At 60.1% G+C, this 22977-nt stretch carries 21 protein-coding genes and 1 pseudogene; 4 read left to right on the plus strand and 18 right to left on the minus strand.

Going from position 1 to position 22977, the window contains the following annotated elements; all coding sequences use genetic code 11:
* Position 1 precedes the first annotated feature (1 nt).
* The 13 genes from NF876_RS06425 to flgB all read right to left on the minus strand — a co-directional run bounded on the left by NF876_RS06425 (position 2) and on the right by flgB (position 9707).
* A complete protein-coding gene (locus NF876_RS06425; protein ID WP_262268017.1) occupies positions 2 to 1237 on the minus strand; it encodes a MotB family protein in 1236 nt (411 codons plus the stop codon).
* A 6-nt stretch (positions 1238 to 1243) separates the two neighbouring features.
* The gene (locus tag NF876_RS06430; RefSeq protein ID WP_262268018.1) at positions 1244 to 1888 is read right to left on the minus strand and encodes a hypothetical protein; all 645 of its coding nucleotides are present in this window, start codon (positions 1886 to 1888) and stop codon (positions 1244 to 1246) included.
* On the minus strand, positions 1888 to 3525 hold the full coding sequence (gene fliF, locus NF876_RS06435) for a flagellar basal-body MS-ring/collar protein FliF (RefSeq protein ID WP_262268019.1): 1638 nt from the start codon (positions 3523 to 3525) through the stop codon (positions 1888 to 1890). Before fliF ends, NF876_RS06430 begins: the two co-directional genes overlap by 1 nt.
* A gap of 117 nt (positions 3526 to 3642) precedes the next feature.
* A complete protein-coding gene (gene fliP / locus NF876_RS06440) occupies positions 3643 to 4380 on the minus strand; it encodes a flagellar type III secretion system pore protein FliP (RefSeq protein ID WP_262268020.1) in 738 nt (245 codons plus the stop codon).
* 67 nt (positions 4381 to 4447) lie between these two features.
* The gene (locus NF876_RS06445; RefSeq protein WP_262268021.1) at positions 4448 to 4957 is read right to left on the minus strand and encodes a flagellar basal body-associated FliL family protein; all 510 of its coding nucleotides are present in this window, start codon (positions 4955 to 4957) and stop codon (positions 4448 to 4450) included.
* A gap of 24 nt (positions 4958 to 4981) precedes the next feature.
* On the minus strand, positions 4982 to 5680 hold the full coding sequence (flgH, locus tag NF876_RS06450; protein WP_262268022.1) for a flagellar basal body L-ring protein FlgH: 699 nt from the start codon (positions 5678 to 5680) through the stop codon (positions 4982 to 4984).
* A complete protein-coding gene (locus tag NF876_RS06455; protein WP_262268023.1) occupies positions 5677 to 6192 on the minus strand; it encodes a MotE family protein in 516 nt (171 codons plus the stop codon). Before NF876_RS06455 ends, flgH begins: the two co-directional genes overlap by 4 nt.
* The gene (gene flgI / locus NF876_RS06460; protein ID WP_373371493.1) at positions 6189 to 7289 is read right to left on the minus strand and encodes a flagellar basal body P-ring protein FlgI; all 1101 of its coding nucleotides are present in this window, start codon (positions 7287 to 7289) and stop codon (positions 6189 to 6191) included. The genes NF876_RS06455 and flgI overlap by 4 nt, the downstream gene beginning before the upstream one ends.
* Positions 7289 to 7750 carry a flagellar basal body P-ring formation chaperone FlgA gene (gene flgA / locus NF876_RS06465; RefSeq protein WP_262268025.1) on the minus strand — a complete coding sequence of 154 codons (462 nt, stop codon included), beginning with the start codon at positions 7748 to 7750 and terminating at the stop codon, positions 7289 to 7291. The genes flgI and flgA overlap by 1 nt, the downstream gene beginning before the upstream one ends.
* A gap of 24 nt (positions 7751 to 7774) precedes the next feature.
* On the minus strand, positions 7775 to 8563 hold the full coding sequence (flgG, locus tag NF876_RS06470) for a flagellar basal-body rod protein FlgG (RefSeq protein WP_262268026.1): 789 nt from the start codon (positions 8561 to 8563) through the stop codon (positions 7775 to 7777).
* Between the two features lie 10 nt (positions 8564 to 8573).
* Positions 8574 to 8903 (minus strand): flagellar hook-basal body complex protein FliE, encoded by a 330-nt coding sequence (fliE, locus tag NF876_RS06475; RefSeq protein WP_173950050.1) that lies wholly within the window; start codon positions 8901 to 8903, stop codon positions 8574 to 8576.
* A 1-nt stretch (position 8904) separates the two neighbouring features.
* Complete coding sequence (gene flgC / locus NF876_RS06480; RefSeq protein WP_262268027.1) at positions 8905 to 9321, minus strand: flagellar basal body rod protein FlgC; 417 nt, start codon at positions 9319 to 9321, stop codon at positions 8905 to 8907.
* Positions 9321 to 9707 carry a flagellar basal body rod protein FlgB gene (gene flgB, locus NF876_RS06485; protein ID WP_262268028.1) on the minus strand — a complete coding sequence of 129 codons (387 nt, stop codon included), beginning with the start codon at positions 9705 to 9707 and terminating at the stop codon, positions 9321 to 9323. Before flgB ends, flgC begins: the two co-directional genes overlap by 1 nt.
* Before the next feature lie 379 nt (positions 9708 to 10086).
* Here flgB and NF876_RS43395 point away from each other — a divergent pair.
* From NF876_RS43395 to NF876_RS06510, 4 genes and pseudogenes are all read left to right on the plus strand, one after another.
* A pseudogene (locus tag NF876_RS43395) lies at positions 10087 to 10464 on the plus strand (PAS domain S-box protein); the annotation flags it as partial.
* Between the two features lie 39 nt (positions 10465 to 10503).
* Positions 10504 to 12834, plus strand: coding sequence for a PAS domain-containing sensor histidine kinase (locus NF876_RS06500; protein WP_315975009.1), 2331 nt, complete (start codon positions 10504 to 10506; stop codon positions 12832 to 12834).
* Positions 12827 to 13420, plus strand: a complete 594-nt coding sequence (gene fixJ / locus NF876_RS06505; RefSeq protein ID WP_315975011.1) for a response regulator FixJ — start codon at positions 12827 to 12829, stop codon at positions 13418 to 13420. The genes NF876_RS06500 and fixJ overlap by 8 nt, the downstream gene beginning before the upstream one ends.
* Positions 13421 to 13583: 163 nt before the next feature.
* Positions 13584 to 16343: a heparinase II/III domain-containing protein gene (locus NF876_RS06510; protein WP_262268031.1), complete on the plus strand. Its 2760-nt coding sequence runs from the start codon at positions 13584 to 13586 to the stop codon at positions 16341 to 16343.
* A gap of 364 nt (positions 16344 to 16707) precedes the next feature.
* Here the strand turns inward: NF876_RS06510 and NF876_RS06515 are convergent, their stop codons facing one another.
* From NF876_RS06515 to NF876_RS06535, 5 genes are all read right to left on the minus strand, one after another.
* Positions 16708 to 17421: a protein phosphatase CheZ gene (locus NF876_RS06515; RefSeq protein WP_262268032.1), complete on the minus strand. Its 714-nt coding sequence runs from the start codon at positions 17419 to 17421 to the stop codon at positions 16708 to 16710.
* Positions 17422 to 17427: 6 nt separating this feature from the next.
* A complete protein-coding gene (locus NF876_RS06520; RefSeq protein ID WP_262268033.1) occupies positions 17428 to 17811 on the minus strand; it encodes a response regulator in 384 nt (127 codons plus the stop codon).
* Positions 17812 to 17861: 50 nt separating this feature from the next.
* Entirely contained in the window at positions 17862 to 18350 is a 489-nt protein-coding gene (locus NF876_RS06525) for a chemotaxis protein CheW (protein WP_262268034.1), read from the minus strand.
* Positions 18351 to 18352: 2 nt separating this feature from the next.
* Positions 18353 to 21154 carry a hybrid sensor histidine kinase/response regulator gene (locus NF876_RS06530; protein ID WP_262268035.1) on the minus strand — a complete coding sequence of 934 codons (2802 nt, stop codon included), beginning with the start codon at positions 21152 to 21154 and terminating at the stop codon, positions 18353 to 18355.
* Positions 21155 to 21892: 738 nt separating this feature from the next.
* On the minus strand, positions 21893 to 22579 hold the full coding sequence (locus tag NF876_RS06535) for a response regulator transcription factor (protein WP_262268036.1): 687 nt from the start codon (positions 22577 to 22579) through the stop codon (positions 21893 to 21895).
* Positions 22580 to 22977 lie beyond the last annotated feature (398 nt).

The raw sequence follows: 22977 nt of genomic DNA on the forward strand, positions 1-22977 counted from the left end.
ATCACTCCTGTAGAAGGATCTCGACGCGACGGTTCTGATCCGCATTCGGATTGTTCGGAATTTTTGGGTCCCGATCCGCATGCCCCTCGACCCGCACGATCCTGCTCTCGCTCAATCCACCTCGAACGAGCATGTACAGCGCCATCTGAGCCCGCGCCTGGGACAGCCGCCAGTTGTCGTAGTTGGCAGACTTGAACGGGCGGGCATCCGTGTGACCGCGAATCACGATTTTGCCCGGGCGGGACTGCAGGATCCTGGCGATCTCGGCCATGGCCCGCACAACCTTTGCATGCGGCTCGGCCGAGCCGACAGCAAACATCGTGAAGTCGAAGTCGTCGGTCAGGCTGATCAGAGTTCCCGCGCCGGTCCGGCGGACCTCGATGTGCGGCTGCGGGGTCGTGTCCTTCGCGGGTTGAACGGCCTTGAGGATCTCTCGTTTCAGTTCAGCAGCCTTCAGGTCCGCGGCCGTTGCCGCATTGGCATCGTTGTCGGAGACCTGAGCTCCCGGGTCGGGAGCGGCCCCGTTCGCCTGCATGTCCCTGCCCTCGTTCGATGCCGACGGCTTGGTGGCAGTCCTGGAATCCGGCCGGGCACCCGTGGCGGGCTTCTGGCTCAGGGCCGCAACCGCATCCATGACCGCCTTCGACGGAGCCGGCGCTGCGGTTCCTGGCTTCGAGGGCGTATCGGTCTTCAGCTCGTCAACGGGAGCCACCTGCCAGTAGAGCGGGTCGAAAGGATCTCTGAAAGCCTCGCCGGCCTTGAGGCCCGGCACATCACTCTCGCCCGGGGTGACGTCCGCGCCCAGCGTGTCATGGGGGGTCGCTTCGACCTCGTCGGCAATCCTGGCCAGAACGGCATAGGGATCCTGGAAGAGCGCTCCCTCCTTGAAGCGGGGCTTTCGCAGCTGGTGCGACTTTCCGCCCGTTCCTTCGCCGCTTCCCTTCTCCTTGCCATCCTTGGTGTTGTCCGTTTCGTTGTCGGGCGGCACGTTCTGTGGATCGTCGAGTCCCTTCTTGTTCGGAGTCGACTGGGCCAGTTGGACCGGATTGAAGTAGTTGGCGACGCCGCTTCGCGTCTCCTCATCCGTCAGGCTGATCAGCCACATCACGAGGAAGAATGCCATCATGGCCGTCATGAAGTCCGCGTGAGCGATCTTCCAGGCGCCTCCCTTGACGACATCCTCGCCGTCATCGCTCCGACGGACGATGACGATCTCCTGCTTATCTGAATTCGCCATCGGTCATCAGCTCTCTAACGTCTGGGCCAGGCGCACGGACCAGGAATTCAACTGGGTTTGAACGAATGTATCCTGGATGCTCGCGCTGACCTCGATCCGGTCGCTCGGAACGAACGCGATGGAGCTCCCATGGCCTTCGAGATGCGGCTTCATGGCCGAAAGGAGATCGTCCGGCCCCGAAATCGTCAAAAGGTTCTCACCCCGCCTCGAGAGCAAGGTTGCGAGCACATCGCTGAACTCGGCGAGGGTCTGCCGGCGATAGGCCTCCGACACGAAGGGCCTGAGGATATTGGCAACCCGCTCCGAGACGCTCAAGGCGATATGGTCGAGGGCCTCTGAAATCTGAGCCGATAGTCGCTGAGCCTGCTCCTCCGCCCACACGGCGCGCTGGGTGTCGATATCCTCCGCATGGCAGGCGCGCTCGGCCGCGACGGCATCCTCGAGCGCCCTGCGGGCGGTCTCCCGCTCTTCGGCTCTGACCCTTGCCTCGACCGATCTCACCAGGTCCGCCTGCCGGTCCGCAGCGGGCTGCTGCGGCTCAGGAACCGGTTCAGGCGCGGCCTTAGCAGCCCGCAAGAGGCCGATGCCCGAAGCATCGCCGGCAGTCGGATTTGAGAAATCCGCCAGGAGGCTGGCTAGCGTTCCGGCCATTACGCAGCCTCCCGCCCGAGCCATTGTTTGAGAACGGCTGCGGCCTGCTCCTCGCTGAGCTCGATGATCTGCTCGAGCTTGCGCTGCGGAGTCCGCGGCATCTCGATCAGATTCTGCTCATCGAGATCGGATGCAATCTGCAGGGTGGTCTCCTTGCTCGCCTCGAGAGCCTCCTCCGCCTCTGCCGCGGCGAGTGCCGCCGCCTGCTCCCGCTGGAGCTCGAGTTCGGCCTGGTGACGAGCCATGAGCATGCGAACGGCCGGGCGCAGTCCGAACCAGATCATCATGGCGCACAGAGCCAGGATGGTCAGTGCGTTGACGACCGTCCCGAACTGACGCATGAGGATTTCTGCAACCGACGGACCAGGGACGGGCTGAAGCATCCCGCTGTCGTCGACAAAGCTGACGGCGGCAACCTTGATCTGATCGCCGCGGGGTTTGCTGAACCCTGCCGCAGAAGACACGAGCTGCTCGATCTCGGCAACCTTGGCGTCCATTTCGGCCGGCGTCGCGCTCTCGCCGAGCAGCGACGCGATCCGGGACCTGTTGACCAGGACGGCCACGGACAGGTTCTTGATCTGGTATCCGTCGCTGATCGTCTGGATCGTCTTCGAGGAGATCTCGTAGTTCGTCAGCTCTTCGCGGCGCTGGTTGTCCTCGCTCGAGCTGTCGCCCGATTCGCCCCTGACATTCTCATCGGGAAGATTCTGCTGAACGGTGGTCGGCTTCTGGCCGCTCTTGTTCTGGGAAACCTCCGTCTCCTTGATGGTCCGGGTGGAGCGCTCGACCTTGGATTCCGGATTGAAGATCGTCTCATTGGTGCTGACCTTGTCCGTGCTCAGGCGCGCAGCCACGCTGACTTCGAAGTTGCCGGTCCCGAGATAGGGCGCCAGGGTGCGACGCACGTTGTCCTGGATCTCCAGACCGACGCTCTTCTCGAGGCGGGCCATCTTGCCGGTCGATGCATTGGCTGCATCGTCTCCGGACATCAGAAGAGTCCCCTCCGTGTTCATGACGGTGACCTTGTCGACGGCCATGCCCGGGATGGCGGCGGCGACGAGATGCCTGATCGCCTGAGCCGACGAGGCGTCATCCGCCGGTACGGTCCGGATGACGACAGAGGCCGAAGGCGGCTGCTGCTCGCGGCGGAACGAGCCACGATCCGGCAGAACGATATGAACCCGCGCGGCCTTGATACCCTTCATGCCCTGGATCGTGCGGGCGAGCTCGCCTTCAAGGGCTCGGACTTTGGTGACCTCCTGCATGAAGGAGGTCAGCCCGAGCGAGCCGAGGTCGTTGAAGAGCTCATACCCGGATTTGGTGCTGTGCGGCAGCCCTTTCTCGGCCAGCAGCATCCGAGCCTGCGCCGTATTGCCGTAGCTGACGAGGAGAGCCGTTCCATCGGCGCTGACATCGAAGGGGATGCCGGCATCCTTCAGAACGGCACCCATGCGGCCGATGTCCTCACGGTCCAGACCCGTGTAGAGCGTCTCTTGGGCGGGCCGGCTGAGATAATAGGTGCCGATGCCCACCGACAGGAAAACCGCGAGACCGATCGCGGCCAACGCAGCCAGGCGACGTGCGCCCAGCAGCATTAAACTACTCCATAATCTTTCGGCGTGTTGACGACCAGGCATAGAGGATCTCGGTACTGGTAAGAGGTGTCGAGATCACTTGTGCTTCGTCAACCTTGTGCGAAGGTTGCCAGTCCTCCCTCGCAGCCCGGATTTGTGCCCACCGTGGGCAGGATTCGGTCAGAAATAGGAGCGCACCAAGCCGCTCACCAGGATATTCCAGCCGTCGATGAGGACGAAGAACAGGATTTTGAACGGCAGAGCCAGAACCGTCGGCGGCATCATCATCATGCCCATCGACATGACCAGTGTGGCGACGATCATGTCGATCACGAGAAACGGCAATGCGATCAGGAAGCCGATCTCGAAACCGCGCCGGAGCTCGGAGATCATGAAGGCAGGAATGAGAATGCGGAGGTCGATCTTCTCACCCTCGGCGGGCTTCGGATAATTGACAGCGGCCAGATCACTGAACATCTGGAGATCCTTGGGCCGCACATGGGTCAGCATGAAATCGCGGAACGGCTCTGTCGTCTTGGTGAATGCCTCCGCTTCCGAGATGCGGTTTTCCGTCAAAGGTCTGACCCCGTCGTTCCAGGCGCGGTCGAAGGTCGGTCCCATGACGAAGAAGGTCATGAAGAGCGACAGGCTGATCAGGAACAGGTTGGCCGGTGTGCTCTGGAGGCCCAGACCCGAGCGCAGGAACGAGAAGGCGACCACAAATCGGGTGAAGCTGGTCACCATGATCAGCAGGCCGGGCGCCAAGGACAGGACGGTCAAGAGCACGACGAGCTGAATGATTCGGCCGCTGACAGCGCCGTCTCCGGGAGGAAGAAGCGCGTCCAGACCTGCGATCTGGGCGTGGGCGCTCGTTGCCGCCAGGAGGAACGTTACGGCGAATGGGAAGCGACGGAGCATCACAATGTCTTTCATCAAATCAGGGGGCAGCCGCCCTGGAACGGGCGAGGGCAGCAATGCCGATAAACTACTGGACGATCAATGTTTCGAGCACCAGTTCCCGGATTGCCCCCTTCGAACGCAGCCTGGCGCGCTCGTTGAGGTCTTCACGCAGATGGAGAAGACCGCTGGGGCCCTGGATCTGAGCCAATGACATCGTGCGGATATAGGACAACATGTCTTGCCTTGCCTCGGCGACAAGCACATCGGGGTTCTGGTCGCCCCCCGGCTGGTAGACGATAGACGCCTCGATCCGGACCCAGTCGGTCTCCGAACCGGTGAGGTTGGTGACGACCGGAGCCAGCTTCTTGACAGCGATGTTCCCCGTGTAGGGGCTGACGGCTTCCGCCTTGTGCGGCAGGGCCTTGTATTTTTCCTCGACCTGCTTTTCGATGCCGGACACCATAACCAGACCGAATCCACCACCGATGGCAGCCGACAGAAGCGTCAGGAGGCCGAGCGTCAGGAGCCATCGGAGCGATCCTTCCTTGCTCGGTGCGCTTCCGGACGGCGCTGGAAGTTCTAGGGCCTTGGCCATTCTTCTCTCGTCTTGATGAACTATCTAGAAAGGCGCCACGACATCGTAGATCTGCTGTCCATAGGCGGGCTGCTGGACCTCCATCAGGCGTCCGCGGCCGCCATAGGACACCCGAGCCTCGGCGATCTTGTCGTAGCTGATCGTATTCTTCGGCGAGATGTCCCGCGGGCGCACGATGCCGGCGATGTTCAGGATGCGGAGCTCGTAGTTGACGCGCACTTCCTGAGATCCACTGATCACGACATTTCCGTTCGGCAGGACCTCGTTGACGACGGCAGCGACGGATAGGCGCAGCTTCTCCGACCGGTCGATCGTGCCCTGCCCGTTCGATGACGATGAGGAGTCGACGCCGAAATCGCCGGTCCCGTCCGCGTTCCACCCCTTGAACGAAAAGGCGTAATCGAGCCCGGCGCTGATCGAGGACTTCCTCGATCGATCGCTCGCATTGTCGAACTCGGCCTTGTCGTCGATTTGAATGTTCACCGTGACGATATCGCCGACCTGTCTGGCTCGCGGACTCGTAAAGAGATCGGCGCTGGCATTGCTCCAAGTCGAGTTCGCCGCAGACCTGCCGCCGGCCTTGAACAGGTGGGGAAGCGGCTCACGGTCGACCGCGATGCCGGAGCCGACCGGGGTCATAACCGGCTCACGTCCAATTTCCTCGGGCCTCGTTGCACAGGCGCCGAGGAAACACAGGCCGACAATCAGGATGACGTGTTTCAATTCTGCCTCACGGTGTTCTTGTCCCGCTTCGGGGCATCGGTGATGACATTCGCCAGTTGAGCCGCCCGTCCCGGTTCCATTTCGTTCAGGACCGCGCTTGCCACCCGCGGGTTGAGCTTGGCGATGACGGCCGCAGCGATCTCTTCGTCCATGTTGGTGAGCTGCAATGCTGCTGCATCGGGGCGCATGCGCGAATAGATCAGGACGATGGTCTCGTCGGCCTTTTCTAGAACCTCGTTACGGCGTCGGAGCCACTCTTCGTATTCGGCGCGCTTGGACTCAAGAACCTTGATGCGGCTCTCGATCTCCTTCTCCATGTCGGCGAGCGCCTGTTTCTGAAGCGTGAAGCGGGCATCTGACGCGGCATCGGCAATGCTGGCGCAGTATTGGTTGCTCTTGGCATCCGTCTTCACGTCCTGCGCCCAGGCACCTTGGTATGACGCCGCCCCGGCGAGCACGCAAGCGGCGAGCGCCATCGGCTGAAAGGTCTTGATGATCGTCGGTTTGGTCATTGGATCACCAGTTCTGCTTGAAGTGCCCCGGCGGTCTTGACCGCTTGGAGAATGGCAATGACATCGGAGGGTTTGAGACCCATTTGATTCAACCCTTTGACGAGGGTCTGCAGATCCGCTCCCCGAACGATGGCAAGGGGCACCCTCTCCTCCGCGGCCGTGATCTGGGTGCGAGGCACGACGACGGTTTGGCCCATGGAGAACGGGTCCGGCTGCGATACCTCCGGGGTTTCCGTCACCCGGATCGTCAAAGCGCCATGCGTGATCGCCACCGTGGAGATCTGGACGTTCTTTCCGATCACGACCGTGCCGGTCCGTTGGTCCACTACGATCCGGGCCGGCGTGTCCGGTCTGATCTCGAGATCCCCCAGTTCGGCGATGAATCGTGTCGCTGCGACATTTTTCGGCTTCTGCAGAACGACCGTCCGGAAGTCGCGCGGGGACGCGACGCGAGCCCCATAACGCTGCTGGGCGTATTGGTTGATGGCATCGGTGATGAGGGTTGCGGTCTTGTAGTCCGGGTTCTTGAGTTCGAAGGCCAGCGGTCCGGACGTGTTGAATCCGCCCTGGACTTCCCGCTCGATCAGCGCGCCGTTCGGGATGCGCCCAGCGGTCGCCACCCCCGAGGTGAGCGTCTCCGCCTGGCCCTGTGCGGAGAACCCGGATACCGCGATGGCTCCCTGTGCGACGGCATAGACCTGTCCGTCTCCGCCCTGGAGGGCGGTGAGCATCAAGGTTCCGCCCTTCAGAGACGTGGCATCCCCCATGGATGTGACCGTCACATCGATGCGGGATCCCGCGCCGACGAACGGAGGGAGATCGGCCGTGACGATGACGGCCGCGACGTTACGGGTCCGCAAGTTGATGTCGCGGACGTTGACGCCCATCCGGTCCAGCATCGATTGCAGCGATTGCTCGGTGAACTGGGAGTTGCGAAGCGTATCACCGGTACCTTGGAGACCCATCACGAGGCCATAACCAATCAACTGGTTGTCGCGCACACCCTGAACGGCCGCCACGTCCTTGATGCGCGTCGCAGCGTGGCTCTGGAAGGAAAGGAGAACGGCAAGCAGGAAGAGAATCGAGCGAAGCATCATCAAAATCCGATTCGGACCCGGCCATCGGGCTGGACTCGGCCGGTGATGATCCGGCCGCTATCGACGTTCTTGACCTGGATCGTCTCTCCCAGCGTTCCGGATTGCAGCGGGATCCCGGTTCCCATGATCGACAGACCGCCCTCTTCGAACACGATCTGGGTTTGAACGCCCCGCGTCACGAGCTTGGGATCGTCGACTGCATTCATGGGAATGGGCTCCCCGGGGAGAAGAGTCCGGCGGGCCATCTTACCTGCGAGGACCCGGGGAGACTCGATGACGGCCGTCCGGTAGCGGTAGTTCTCAGGAAACGTCCGATCCTTGAGCATCGACTCGGTGATCGTGTCACCGGCATAGATCGTGATGGATGGCACCGGGAGAATACGCTCTTCAGCCGAGGCAGCCCGAGCGCCCGCCGAAGCCAGGGCGGCTACCGAAAGTGCAATGTGGAAGAGATGCTTCATGAGAGGTTCACCCGGCTGCCCGTCTTAGCGGATTCCCTTGGAAACCGTTCCGGCCATGTCGTCGGCAGCCTGGATCACCTTCGAATTCATTTCGAAGGCGCGCTGGGCCGAGATCAGGTTCGTGATTTCCTTGATGGGATCGACGTTGGAAGCCTCGAGGTAGCCCTGATGGATCTTGCCGAACCCCGGATCCGACGGGATGCCGGCCGCCGGGGCGCCGGACGCGATGGTCTCGCGATAGTAATTGCTGCCGATCGGCTCCAGGCCGGCGTCGTTTGCGAAATTCGCAAGCGTCAGCTGACCGAGATTCTGCGGCTGAGCCTGTCCGTCGATCTTGGCGAAGACTTCGCCGGACTCGTTGATGGTGACGTCGAGCGTGTTCGCGGGAATGATGATCGGCGGGTTGAGCGTGTAGCCGTCGAGCGTGACGAGTTGCCCATCGCCGTTCTTGTTGAAGGATCCCGCTCGGGTGTAGACGATTTCGCCACTGGGAGCATTGACCTGGAACCAGCCGCGACCGTTGAGGGCGAGATCGAACTGGTTCGACGTATTCGTCAGCGATCCCTGCCGGTGCAGGTTACGGATGGCTGCGGTCTTCACGCCGAGGCCCAGCATGGCTCCCTCCGGCACCGGGCTTGATCCTGCCTGGTTCGGAATGGCCTGGGATCGCTCGGTTTGATAGAGCAGATCGGTGAATTCGGCCCGGGCCCCTTTGAAGGCCGTGGTGTTCACGTTCGAGATGTTGTTTGCAATGACTTCGACATTCAGCTGCTGTGCATTCATGCCGGTTGCGGCGATTGCGAGCGCTCTCATTTGAATCTCCTTAGATCGCCATCCGGGCAATTTCTTGGTAGGCCGCAACCACCTTGTCGCGGATGGCGATGGCCGTCTGAAGGGTCTGCTCGGCCGACATGACCGCTTCGACGACCTGCTGCACCGAGGCTTTGCCTTGGATCCCGGCAATGGAAGCGGCCTCACCGGCCTTCATGGTGTCGACCGCCGAGGTCGCCACTTGCGCCATCGTTTCGCTGAAGCTTGCCTGGGATGCGCCGGACACCGCTCCCGCGGCCGGGGGCGCACCGAATGTGGGGATCGCAGCGACCGCCGCTGGACGGTCGATCATTGAGGAGATGGAGGAAACTGCACTGACCATATCAGCCTCTCATGAGATCGATTGTTGCAGAGATCATGGCTCTGGCCTGCTTCATCATCTGCAGGTTCGCCTGATAGGACCGATTGGTCTCCCTCATGTCCGCCATCTCGATCAGCATGTTGACGTTGGGCTTTTTGACCATGCCGTTCTCATCAGCGGCTGGGTTGCCTGGATCGTACTCGACCGGGAACGCGGACTCATCCTGCCCCACGTCCTTGACGGTGACCGAGGCTGCTCCGAGGGTGCGGTCGAGCTCGGACTTGAAGGTGATCGTCTTGCGGGTATAGGGATCCGACCCCGGCGTCCGGCCGGTGGATTGCGCGTTCGCGATGTTCTCGGAGATCACGCGGAGGCGAGCAGACTGCGCTTCCAGACCCGAGCTCGATAATTTGCCGGATGCAACCAGGGGATCGATCATTACGAAGTCCTCACGCTCGACATCAGCATTCGGTGGAATGACTTGACGATGCTTGTGTTCAGTGAATGCTGCCGATTGACCTCACCGGACTTGATGAGTTCCTGCTCCAGGCTGACGGAGTTCTTGGAATACACCGTGTCCCAGCTGTCGGCCTTCTTGACTTTGCTGGCTTCGGCCTTGGAAGGAGTGAAGCCGATATGGCCGGTGTTCGTTGCAGCCATCGCCAGTTTGGTTTTATCCAGAACATCCGCGAACGGCTCGACATCCCTCGCGCGGTAGCCGGGAGTGTTGGCGTTGGCAACGTTTCCGGAAATGGTCGTTTGGCGGGCGGCTAGCCACTGGGCCTGTCGCGATGCCAAGTCGAACAGATAGACAGGTGCCGTCACAGGGGTCTCCAGGCAAGTATGGTAAAGAGGCATTTAACCTTCCAACCTTGCATGAGGCTGACCTGCCGGCGTGAGGCTCGTTCTATGTGTCTATGGTTTCAGCACGGATGCCGACCTTGGCTTTTCAAGGTGTGCGGGAGCCGAGGTGATAGGCGCTTAAAGTTATATCATTGCCAGAAGAATGTGTGCTTCTGTTGGCGATGGAGCGACAATGTCGCAAGGGCTGCCCGTATTTTTTCGATTGCTGGATATACGGCATTTGTGTCATCGCACCGATGACTTTCATTGCCGAACGGGCATATCACTATTACTAGTCACGGCGCTTCTGCGCCGCTAGACTTCGTTCCTGCATGCAACGCAGCACATGGGTTGGGGGGTAATGACTCATACTTCTGCGTTAACAAACGGACTCGATGCGCGATCAGGTCGAGAGGTGCGGCCGGTTGCGGATGCTGAGCGCGTGCTGAATTCGATTCGCGACTTTGCCCTGATCACGCTGGACGCGATAGGGAATATCGTATCGTGGAACCAGGGTGCCGAACATATCTATGGCTGGGCTTCCCCTGAGGCGCTGGGTCGACACTTCTCGATATTGTATCCATCCGATGCCGTCAGCCGAGACAAGGCGCTCGAGGGCCTCCGGCTTGCCAAGAAACTCGGCCATTATGGAGATCAGGCTCGCTGCACGACCAAGAGAGGTGGCCATCTCCTTTGCAGGATAACCATCGATGCTGTCGAGGACCGATCCGGGACGATATGTAACTATGTCCTGACATCTCGTGACGTCAGCCGCTTCATGGCTGCTGAGGCCGCTCTGAGAACGCAGGAGGAGCGATACAGAGCCCTGATCGAGGCGAGCGCAGCCGTGGTCTGGCGGGCATCACCCAATGGTTCGATCATCGACGGAGCCTTAGGATGGGGAACTCCCGACAGCCAATTCCTGAACGACCTCACTGATTTCGCCTGGCTGGAGAACGTCCACCCCGAGGATCGCGCACGCGTCACATCGGCTTGGCTGGAGACGCTTGCGTCCGAGGAAGCCGGCACGATCGAGTACCGTATTGGTCAGTCGAATGGCGAGTATCGCTGGGTTCTGACGAGAGCCGTTCCCCTTCGGGATCCCGATGGTGTCGTGCAGGAATGGGTTGGTACGGTCGCGGATATTCACGAACAAAGGGCCGCCGCCGAGCGACTTCGTCAAAGCGAGGAGCAGTATCGGGCTCTGATCGAAGCGAGTGCCGCTATCGTCTGGCGAGCAACGACGGACGGTTTGATCACGAAGGTCTGGGGCTGGGAAGCCTTCAGCGGTCAAGCCAAGGGAGATTACACCGGCTACGGATTCCTGGAGGCCGTCCATCCGGATGATCGGGAGAAACTGCAAAGCCAATGGCAATCGGTTCGGACATCAGACGAACCTCGCATCTTCGAGTACCGTGTTCGCCATTCCGATGGATTGTATCGATGGGTGCTGATGAGAGCCGTCCCGCTCCTGAACGAGGATGGGCATGTCGTCGAGTGGGTGGGCACGGTGACCGACATCCACGACCAGCGGCTTGCGGAAATGAAGCTTCGCAGCAGCGAGGAACGCTTGCGGTTGGCCATCGAAACGACCGCGCTCGGCATCTGGGACCAGGACCTTGTCACCGGCCGGCGCCAATGGACACCGGAGGCCTGCCAGATCTTGGGCTTGGCGCCCGATGCGGACATCACTCGCGACGTTGTTCTCGGCTGCGTCCACCCGGACGACCGACTGCATATGGACATGACCTTCTATGGCAGCGGGCCTGACACCAGCTTGACCTATAGCGGCACCTTCCGGGTCATTCGTGCGGATACGGGGATCGAACGCTGGGTGACGGCCATCGGTCGCACAATGGTCGACGAGAATGGCCGGCCTGTCCGCAAGATCGGCACGATCCAGGACATCACGGAGCGCAAGCTCGCGGAGAATGCCCTGCGGTCCAGCGAGGAGCGACTGCGAACGAGAGAGGCTCACCTGAGATCCATTCTTGAGACCGTTCCAGATGCGATGATCGTCGCCGATGAGAGCGGCATCATTCGCTCCTTCAGTGCCACGGCCGTACGCATGTTCGGCTACCATCCGGAGGAAGTCATCGGAACAAGTGTCAAGTTTCTGATGCCCCTTCCCTACAGGGAGCAGCATGACGGGTACATCCGTCGGTACCGCGATACGGGAGAACGCCGCATCATCGGGAGCGGCCGCGTCGCCGTGGCTCAGCGAAAGGACGGCTCGACCTTTCCCATGGAAGTTCAGGTTGGCGAGATGGAAGCCGACGGTGAACGCTTTTTCACGGCCTTCATCCGTGACCTGACCGAGCGCCAGAGGACCGAGACGCGGATGCAGGAGCTGCAATCCGAGCTTGCCTATATGTCCCGTTTCACGGCATTGGGCGAAATGGGCTCGACGCTGGCCCATGAAATCAATCAACCTCTGACCGCCATCACCAGCTATCTCAAAGGCTGCGGGATGATCCTGAGTAACATCGAGGGCGACAAGGTTGCCCTTGTTCGGCATGCCGTGAATGAGGCTGCCGAAGAGGCCTTGCGCGCGGGCGAGGTCATCCGCCAGTTGCGCGAGTTCGTCGCTCGGGGAGGAAGTGAGCACCAGATCGAAGGTTTGCAGCGACTTGTCGAGGAGGCCAGCGCCTTGGCTTTGGTGGGAGCCAAGGAGAAGGAGATCAAGGTCGAGTTCGATTTCCCGTCCGAGAACCCACTGGTCTTCGTGAACCGTGTCCAGATCCAGCAGGTTCTGCTCAATCTCATCCGGAACGCCATTGAAGCGATGCAGGACGTGAGCCTGCGCGAGCTGACGATCAGGGCGAGAGCCATGCCTTCCGAGGCTCTCGTTCAAATCAGCGTCCAGGACGCCGGGTCCGGTATTGCACCGGAGATCTTGAAGAACCTGTTCAAGCCGTTTACGACCACGAAACAGAGTGGCATGGGGGTCGGCCTCTCGATCAGCCGGACGATCGTCGAGTCACACGGGGGCAAGATCTGGGCGGAATCGACACCCGGCGAGGGAACAACCTTCCATTTCACTCTTAGAACTGTCGACAAGGAGGACATGGCCAGTGTCGAACACGCCGATCGTGTATGTGGTGGATGATGACGTTGGAGTTCGAAAAGCTCTTTCGTTTCTGCTGGTATCGGCTGGCCTGAACGTTCGTCTTTACGACTCCGCGAAATCATTTCTCGACGAGGTTCAAGATCCAGGCAGATGCTGTATCGTTACAGATGTTCGCATGCCTGGCATCGATGGTCTGGAGTTCATCCGGCGCCTCCACTCTCGCGGGCTTAATGTTCCGGTCGTCGTCATGACGGGTCATGCCGACATCCCTCTTGCAGTCGAAGCAATGAAAGCAGGTGCGATCGACTTCCTCGAGAAGCCCTTCCGGGAAGACCGGTTTCTGGAGGTCGTGCGCTTCGCCCTGGTATGCGACGAGAAGAGCGTCCGTAAGAACCAGGAACTCCTTCGGACGCAGGCGCGCCTGCAATCGCTGTCGCAACGGGAGCGCCAGGTGCTCGACGGCCTCGTTGCCGGGAAAGCCAACAAGATGATCGCCCATGAGCTGAACATCAGCATCCGCACCGTGGAGATCCACCGTTCCAACGTGATGTCGAAGATGGAAGCGAAAAGCCTCTCCGAGTTGATCCGCATGGCGCTGTTTCTCGAGGTCGCAACCGGGAACTAGACACCCGCGTCGGGGCGGACAGGGCAAGCGTCCATCGAGATCCTGGAACCAGCACGGCAAAGACTCTCTCGTCATTGCCCGTTCTTCAGCCAGGCTCAGAATGATCGCTCTCCCCACAGCGATTACGCTCATCAAGGTTTCACGATAAGGCTTTGGTATCTGCATGCCTGACGTTACACGCATTCTGCCGGTTCATCGTGATCAGCCTGAAGACGGTTCAGCGAGTCCCGGCGACGATATCCAGGTCGTTGCAAATCATAATCGCTGGTCCCGCGCCGTCTATGAATTCAACGATGTTTCCAACGATGCGTGGTGCGAGCTCAACTTCGAGGTCTCTTGGCATCAGGAGGAAAAGAGTCGGGCCGTTCAGGATTTCGCAGCCGTTGGAATAGACTTCCTGACCGACGATGGGTCGAGCATCGAGTTCGCCTATGTTCCAGGACTATCAAGAAGCCAGATCGATCCTCACAGCTATTACATGGCGGGGCCCGCGTTCTACGATCGGTCCACCGTGCATTCCCGTAAAGCGCTCGTTGAATTTCGTTTCTTCATCCCAGCCCCGGCAAAGCGTCTGACCGTCACGATACGCAGTTGGCGCAACTCGCATCCGTTTACGATCCGCAACCTTCGGATCGACCAAGCGGCTCGGTCTGCACCAGACGAACAGGGAACTCAGAACGACCCTCCTGTCGATGGCTCGACCGTACCCGCCTCACGTCGAACATGGTGGGGCCTCAGCACGACGCCGCGCTGGCAAAGATATGGAACCGTTCCAGGACACCCGCTCTTCGTGCGTGGGCAGCTCGTCAACCACGGCCCGGAAGGTGACGGCGCTCTGGCGCGTGTTGTTTTCCGGGATGCACGGGGCACTGAGTTGAAGCCTCCCTATGAGGGAGTGTCATCATCTCCCGTCATGGATGCCTTCATCGATATCCCGATCCATCGGCAGACGAGGCGCTTTACGCTTGAACTCAACCCTCCTGCCGGAGCGGCGTCGGTCGAACTCGGCTTCCAGGCTAGACGGGAGGAGGCTGCGATCAGCCTCGTAACCCCTCTTGAGGTCACAGCCGGTGAGGATCTTCTGCTTGAGACGATTCTCGGGGAAGACAGGTTCGATCCGCTCGACTTCCTCGAGGAGGTGCGCAACCGGCTTGGAGGGCTCCATGGCCCGGCGGCCCTCAAGGCACCTGTGAGTCCGATCGACTGGTTCGTCGATGCCGATCGCCCGGGCTCGCCGATGACTTTTCACGATCGTCTCAAGGCTGTGCAGCACGGCGAAGAGCCGACGATCATCGACAATCGTCTCACCCTCGCGGGTCAGGAGCCGTGGCCTATCCCCGACGCTTTCGAATGGGACGAGGATCCCTATCGATCTTCATCTTGGCGCCTGGAGTTCCAATCACTTTCGTGGCTCCTCGATCTGGCCGGGAGTCCGGCTGCGGGTGGACCGAGACGGGCGGTGGATCTCGCTCTTGCGTGGATACAGTCAAATCCCTGGGGCCAATCGCGGGACCCGTTGAGCACCTATCCCCTTTCGATGGCCACCCGGGCCGAGGTATTCTTGCGCTTGGTTGCATTGGTTCCAGAACCCGGCCGCAGCAAAGGCGACCGGCGGCGGGATATTCTCCGCGCAGAAACCCTGAGATATGGCTTCGCCCTTTCGGAGATCCTCAGTCAGAACATCTTCTCGGCATCGGACATTCAGTTGCGCACAGCCTGTGCATTGCTGGCCATCGCTGATGCAGCACCCCTGTTCCCGATGGCTTCATACTGGCAGACCGTCGCGCTTTCCCAACTCCGCAGTGGCTTTGACCTGCTGATCAACCCTGATGGATCATCGATCGAGCGGTCGTTTCATAACCGGCTCGAAATCCTGTCTGCCGGACTGCTTCTGGTCGAGAATCTAAGAGTCATTCCGGAAGCCACGGAATTCCGGGACAACCTCGAAGCTCGGCTGACGCGTGGCCTTACAACCATCGTTGGCATCACGGACCCGGCCGGCATGCTGCCCCCCGTGGGCGAAACTCCTCGGGGATACCACCATGCGTCCTGGCTGCGTCGACTGATTTCCAAGCACGGCCGATCTCTGCTCTCGGACCCGCAATTAGCAGCGGAGCTGTCCTACCCGCTGGGCCCACGGATCTTTGCCGCGGAGGCGGACGGCGTGGTCGTCTTCAGAAACTACGAACACAAGCCACACTGGAGCTATCTCTGCGCATCATTCGGTGAACAACGCCACGAGAATGGTCACTTCGATTGCTCGTCCTTTGTCTATGCAGCGCGCGGGGTACAATGGATCACGGACCCGGGCGGCTCAAGTCACAATCAGCCAGGTCCAACACGCCACTACCTCACATCACCGGGCGCTCACAACATTGCGATTCTGGAAGGCTGCAACCCGTCCTCAGGACATGGTTGGGTCAAGTCCAGAGCAACCTTCAACGACGTGAATGTCATCCAACTCGGCACGAATGTTTTCGGACCAAGGTTCGAGCATACCCGAACCATCATGTGCCTGGATAATCTTGATGCAGTCGCCATCTTCGACCGCTTCCTCGGCTCGGCGGACAGCCTGTCGTTTGAGGGACACTTTCACTTTGCGGAAGGAATCGCCGTTGCGCTCGCGAACGCAGATCTTGCGATCGGCTTTCGCGACAGGAGTCGGCTGCGCATGATCCCGCACGGAATCGCAGGTCAGTACAGTGGAATGAGGATCCAGAATGGCTGCAACGATCATCCTGGCTCCCTGCAAGGTTTTCTTTCGCATCCATCGGGAGGCCTTCAACCCGCCAATGCCCTCACTTACAGGTTCTCCGGCTCCGGTGAGGTCTGCGGAGGGATGATCCTTACGAACAACGAGCAGGGGCTTCGTCGCATGCTGGACCTGTTGGCGCAGCAGGACGTCCGCAGCCTGCTGGGGTGACTCTTCCGGCATGAGGCCATCCGATACTGCTTTATCGTCCCAGCCGCCGAATACAATGGACCGACCTGCGATGCCGGCCTTAGAGCATCGGATGTGAAAAGTGGAACCAGGTTGGGGTCGGATCCGGTGGGGCTCGGTTTTCCAGACGATCGAGATCACCGGGACAAGCCCGGTGATGACATGGAGGGTGACCATTGCAGTGGCGCGACCCTTCCCACGACCCTCCACACGTCATGTCCGGCCTTGTGCCGGCCATCCCGATGCGGAAAAGCGCCGCGCCTCAAGCAATCGGGATCACCGGGACGAGCCCGGTGATGACGGGGAGAGGGTCACGAGTGTGGCCCGCTTTCGTCCACACGATGCTCTAATCGAAGAGTGCGTCGATCGCATCCTGTGATGTCACGCCCTTGTCAGTCGCAAGTGCGGGACCGTTCAGGAGAGCTGCCTCTCCCTTGCGGCTTGAGTCATCGATGGTTTCGACATCCTTGAAGCTTTCGAGGCCACCCCAGATATCAATCATGTGATGGACACGCTCTTCAACGAACCGCATCGCATTCACGACCTTGCTGATGCGTTGGCCGGTTATGTCCTGGAAATTGCAAGCCTCGAAGATACTGATGACATGATCCAAGATCTCGCGAGCGATCTCCTGGTCACTGCCGCTCAAGCGCGATGACAGGTTGCTGGACAGATCGTCGATCTTCTCGGCGGCCGCGAGGATCGAGTTGGTTGCCGTCTCGGTGCCGAGAACGATCGCACCGAGTTCGTCCGTCACCCGGGTGATCTCTTGGCCTTGCGCGCCGGCATAGCGAAGGGTGGCAATTTCCCTCTTGGTCCGGTTGATGGCCTCATAAATGGAGTCCAGCTCCACCTTCAGGCGAAGTGCCTCCTGCATGTCCCGCCGATGCTCCTCAAGCAGCGAGGCGGAGATGTCGCGTGCCGGAACGATCGACTCCCTGATCGTGCCGAGCAAGCTCATAATTTCGGAATGCCGCTCCTGCGCCCCCTCGTCGTGAGGGAGCACGCCCATGCTCGCTTCGATACGATAGCTCTTCTGTAGCTTCATGACCTTGCTCATGATCACTTATCCGCTGAACACAGCGCTGATCTTCGTCCGCAGCGTATCGGCGTTGAACGGCTTGACGATATAATTGTTGACGCCCGCCTTCTTCGCAGCGACGACGTTCTCGGTCTTCGCCTCGGCGGTGACCATGATAAACGGCAAGGAGCTTAGCTCAGCATCGGACCGAACCTGCTGAAGCAATTCGTAACCCGTCATAGGAGCCATGTTCCAATCCGAGATGACGAGCCCGTACTTCTTGGCCCTCAGCTTCTCGAGAGCAGCCTGCCCGTCGGAGGCATCATCCACATCGTTGAAACCGATCTGCTTGAGAAGGTTCCGGAGAATCCTGACCATTGTCTGGTAATCGTCAACGACAAGGACAGGAGTAGAAAGGTCGAGACTCACGGTATCAAATCCTCAGAATGCGCGGACGCCCGATAGGCTCCTGGAACCGATTATGCAGCTTCCCGTTCGGTTTCGAACGCCAGAACGGCATCGACATCCAGAACAATCAGGAGCTTGTCGTGCAGCTGATGAACTCCCTGCGATAGCCCAATCCAGCCTCGGTCCATGTGAACCGGATTGGGCTGCATCTCGTCTGGATCGAGCTTGAGGACTTCGCCGACCTCGTCCACGAGGAGGCCGTAAGCCTCCCCATGGTTTTCGAGTCCGACCGCCATGCGTCGTTCAACGCTGGTCGAGTCTCCCAAGCCGAGGCGTCGGCGGAGCGAGACGGCAGTCACGACCCGGCCACGCAGGTTCAGAAGACCTGCAATTTCGCCGGGGGCCAGCGGGACAGTCGTCATCTCACTGACGACGAAAACATCATGAACACGGCTTATCGGCAAGCCGAGGAGCTGCCCAGCGACCGTGACCGTCACGAATTCCATCTGCTTGGAGGTAACCTTGGTTGCACCGGTTGCAATCGGTTCAATCTGTTTCATTCTTATGCAGCCTCTTCAAGCGATGCGTTCAGCTCTGCCAGGGCGGAGAGGAGCCCCCGTCTGTCGATTTTCGAAACGATCTCCGAAATACGCAGTTTCCTCGCAAGGGCAATCTGCTGCGCGTCAGGTTTGACGGTCATTCCGATGACAGGGGTGGAACTGTGATGCGGATCGGCTCGCAGAGAAGCAACCAACGCAAAGCCGGAATGTCCCGAGAGCTCCAGATCGGTGACGATCACATCGACCTGCAACCCGTTCGACAGGAGGCGAACTGCCTCCTGGGCCGTCGCGGCGGTTTGAACCCTGTATCCTGACGCCTTGAGAACGGGGACAAGCATATCGCGGAAGAACGTCGAGCTGTCGACGAGGAGCATGGATTTGTCGGGTCCGCCGCGCCGGTCCTTGCGGGCCCAGGTTTCAAGAACCATCGGAAGGTAATGTGCGATGTTGACGATCTCGGTCGTGCGGCCACGGACCACGGCAGATCCAACCAGGTCAGACCGCTCGGCAAGCAGCTCCACGTCGAGTTTGTCTTCAACGATGTCGACGATCTCGGCGACAGCCAGGCCCATGGAGACTTCGCCATCGGAGAACACCAGCAGAGATTGCATCCCCTGCCGCTTGATGGCCAGTTCATCGTCGCACGATACGAGAGGCATCAAGCGTCCGCGATACTGGACGACCGGGCGGCCGCTGGACCACTCGATGGTCGAGGCATCGATTTCTTCCAGACGGGTTACGAGAGAGAGCGGAACCGCCTTGAGACTTTCCCCACCGCCGCGGAAGACAAGCAGGCTCGTCAATTCATCCGCCGCCGCGATCGTTTGCTCAAGGCCGGCATCGCTCTGGAACTCGTTGCTGTCGGCGCCCGAGCCCACCATCCGGGCGAGACCGTTGGGATCGATGATGAGCACGACGGCGCCATCGCCCAGAATTGTATTGCCGGAGAAGAGCTGGATATGTCGCAACTTCGACGACATCGGCTTCACGACGATCTCTTCGGTATGGAAGACACCGTCGACAAGGATGCCGAAGCGCTGGTGGGCGACCTGTGTCACGACGACGAAGCCGTTATTGACGTCCTCATTCCCGGACAGGCCCATGACCTTCGAGATCGGGACGATCGGCAGCAGCCGGTCCCGCAGGCGGAGGATGGGCGTCCCGTTGATCCGTTCGATCGAATGCTCGGACGACGGCGACACTCTGACGAGTTCGGAGACGGCGACCTGGGGTATCGCAAAGCGCTGATCCTTCGAAGCCACGATGAGCGCGGCCACGATCGCCAGGGTCAGCGGGATCTTGATCGTGAATGTTGTGCCGCGTCCCTGCTCGGAACGGATATCGACGGTGCCGCCGATCAGCTCGATATTGGTCTTGACGACGTCCATGCCGACGCCGCGCCCCGACACGGATGTGACTTTCGCGGCTGTCGAGAAGCCCGGATGGAAAATGAACTTGGCCACTTGCGCATCGCTCATGCGCTCCACTTCGGAATCGCCCGCGATGCCTCTCTCGACAGCCTTCTTCCGGATGGCGGCAAAGTTCAGGCCCTTGCCGTCATCGGAGATTTCGATCGTGATCGACCCGCCCTCGTGATAGGCATTGAGGCGGATCGTACCTTTCTCGGGCTTTCCGGCAGCCTTTCGATCCGCCGGGCTCTCGATGCCGTGGTCGGCCGAATTGCGGACCATGTGCGTGAGAGGATCTTTGATGACTTCGAGCACCTGCCGATCGAGCTCGGTGTCGGCACCCTGCATCACGAGCTCGATCTTCTTGGAAAGTTCGTTCGAGAGGTCCCGGACGACGCGGGGAAGCTTCTGCCACGCATTACCGATTGGCTGCATGCGGGTCTTCATGACCCCGTCCTGCAGCTCTGCCGTCACCTGGGACAACCGCTGCAAGGGTACCTTGTATCCGTGGTCGTCGGAGCTTCTCCTCGCGATCTCGAGCAGCTGGTTCCGGGTCAGAACGAGCTCCGAGACCATGGTCATCAGATGCTCGAGCGTGTCCACATTCACGCGGATGGTTTGGACCTTCCCGGCGATGCCCTCAGCTCCTTCGCCGGCATCCGATGCGTCCGAATTCTTCTTGGACGCCTGGGCCGGACGCTGAGGCGCTGCGGCCTCCGCTTTCGGGGCACTGGCGGCGGGCTTGTCAATGACCAGGGGAGCCGGCCCGGGCGCTTCTCGGAACGCTCGCTCGAGCTCGTCGAGCGACACCTCGCCGGGCTTCAACGGACGTTCCAGCACCTGATAGGTCAGCGTGCCGGAGGTCGAAGCCTTCTCTGGACCTGGCGCCTCCTGGAAGGCCCGCTCGAGCTCGTCCAGCGAGACCTCTCCCGGCTTCAGCTCGCGCTCCAGGACCTGATAGACCAATTGGCCGGAGGATTGCGGCGACGGCGCAGGAACGACGGGTTCGGGAGCGGGCGCTTCCTGTGATGCCATCTTGTCGAGCATCTCGATCAGATCGCCGTCGGACCCTTCGGGCTCCGCGCCCTGCCGCTCGAGCTCGCCCAGGATCTCTTTGATCCGATCGAGGGTCGCAAGGATGAGCGAGACGGCAGGCGTTGTAACCGGCATGCCGTCCCGGAATTTTCCCATGAGGGTCTCAGCCGCATGGGCAAGAGCTTCAAGGCGCGGCAAACCGAGGAATCCGCAGGTTCCCTTGATGGTATGAACCAGCCGGAAGATGTTGCTGAGAATTGCCTCGTTATTGGGGTCTTGCTCGAATCGGACCATCTCCACGTCGACCGTCTCGAGGTGCTCGTTGGTCTCGGTTAGAAATTCAAGAAGAAGGTCGTCCATTGCCGTATCTCAACTCTTGTTACGCGAACTGACGGGCACAATCATCGAGCCCCTCACGATGGATGAATCCTGCGGCCTTCACGCCGGCAACAAAGCGCTGAACCTCATGTCCATGCTTGGAGTTCGAAGGGCGGCATCCTGAGCCTCGCTCAAGAACTGGAAGATGCCCAGCCGGTGTGAGAACGTCCCTGGATGGGAGTCGCCAAGACTTGCGCCGTCATACCCTGCCCCGATAGCCCTGTTCACTCCGTCAGAGGTCTGCTGATGTTCTTGTCGGGGCAGGTCTGGCGCGGTCCGACGACCTCAAGGGTCAAGAACGACGATCCAGAAAAGCTCCCATATCATTGCAGCTTCACTCATGACGCTGAGGAAGAATAAGTCCTCGTTCCCTGCAATAAAGTTAACGCCATGAAGACAAACCGATTTTATTTCGGAACTTTCGTCAAACATCGGGATCCGCTGCATTGCGATGTTCAGCAGCTGCAGCGCACTGATCGATGGAAAGACCCTTTGCCGGCCCAGGTTCCATGCCGTCCATGCGCTGCGTCCGCCGAGCAGCGATCCACGGTCCGCGCATTTCCCGCGGCGGGCTCTCGTCCCCGCATCATGGCGACAACACAAAAAACCCCGCGAGGGCTCGGGCCCGCGGGGGATTGCTGCAATCACGACATATCAGGGATTTCGCTGGTCGGTGGTCATCGGCCGCGGATCGCTGAACGGAGCCTCCGACGGGCAGACCTATGAAGCTGCCCCGACGTAGGAATAGCCGATATACCGCTTGGCATCGATAGGGTCATAACCAAGACGTTGCCGAAGCTTCTTCCGCAATTTGCTGATGTGCCCTTCCACGACGCTGTCCTCGACGTCGTCGCTGTAGATCCCATAGACCGCGTCGAAGATCTGCTTCTTGGTCAGACGATGTCCTCTCTTGCGGACCAGGTATTCGAGGATATGCCGCTCGCGGCGCGGAAGCGCCAAAGGCATCCCGTCGACCTCCGGATCGCGACCATCGAAGAAGACCTTCAACCGGTCGGCGTCGTTGTGCATCTTCTTTCCGGCACCCGCATTGACCCGACGCCACACGGCTTCCGACCGGGCGAGGATCTCGCGAACATGGACGGGTTTGCGGACGACGTCGTCAAATTTCGCCGTGAAGAGTTCCAGGGTCTCCTCGAGGGACCGAACATCGCTCAAAGCGATAATAGGGGCTTTGGAATAGCGGCGGATGCTTTCGGCAGAATGGACCCGCTCTTCGAAGCTCCCAAGGACGAAGCCTTGAACCGCTTCGAGATCGGCGTCGGATGCCGATTCCAGCCAGTCGGTGAATTCGTTAGCGTACAAGCCAAGGGAGGATATGCCTTCGCGCTTGAAGCTTGCAACATATCCAGACGTAACCATCTGCCGGTCATCGACGACGATATACATTTTATTCTGCCCCGCCTTAATAATTAAGTGCGTTCTTCACATTTTTGCTTTTCGCCAGGGATATATTTACTTCGGATATCCACGTCATTCGGCGATGTGGAGAATGTATATTTTGCTCCCATGACGGACAATACGTAAATAATGGGAGCGACCCCGAGGTTATGGTTAATGCCGTTTAACAAACCTTAAGCAGCTCTTAAGGGGCCTCTCGGTGAGGGTCAGGGGCGGCGGCCTCTCCGGATCGCAGGAGCAACAGGCTGACAATCCAGTGCTTTTTACCATTCCGATGTTTCAGAATTGCAGTCACCGGCGCAGGCTGGCCGCCGATGACACGAAATATCTACGTAGTGTCCGCAGTTTTTCTCTACGTGGAACCACGTATCCGCCTGTCCCGCTCG

This window comes from Microvirga yunnanensis, assembly GCF_025460875.1.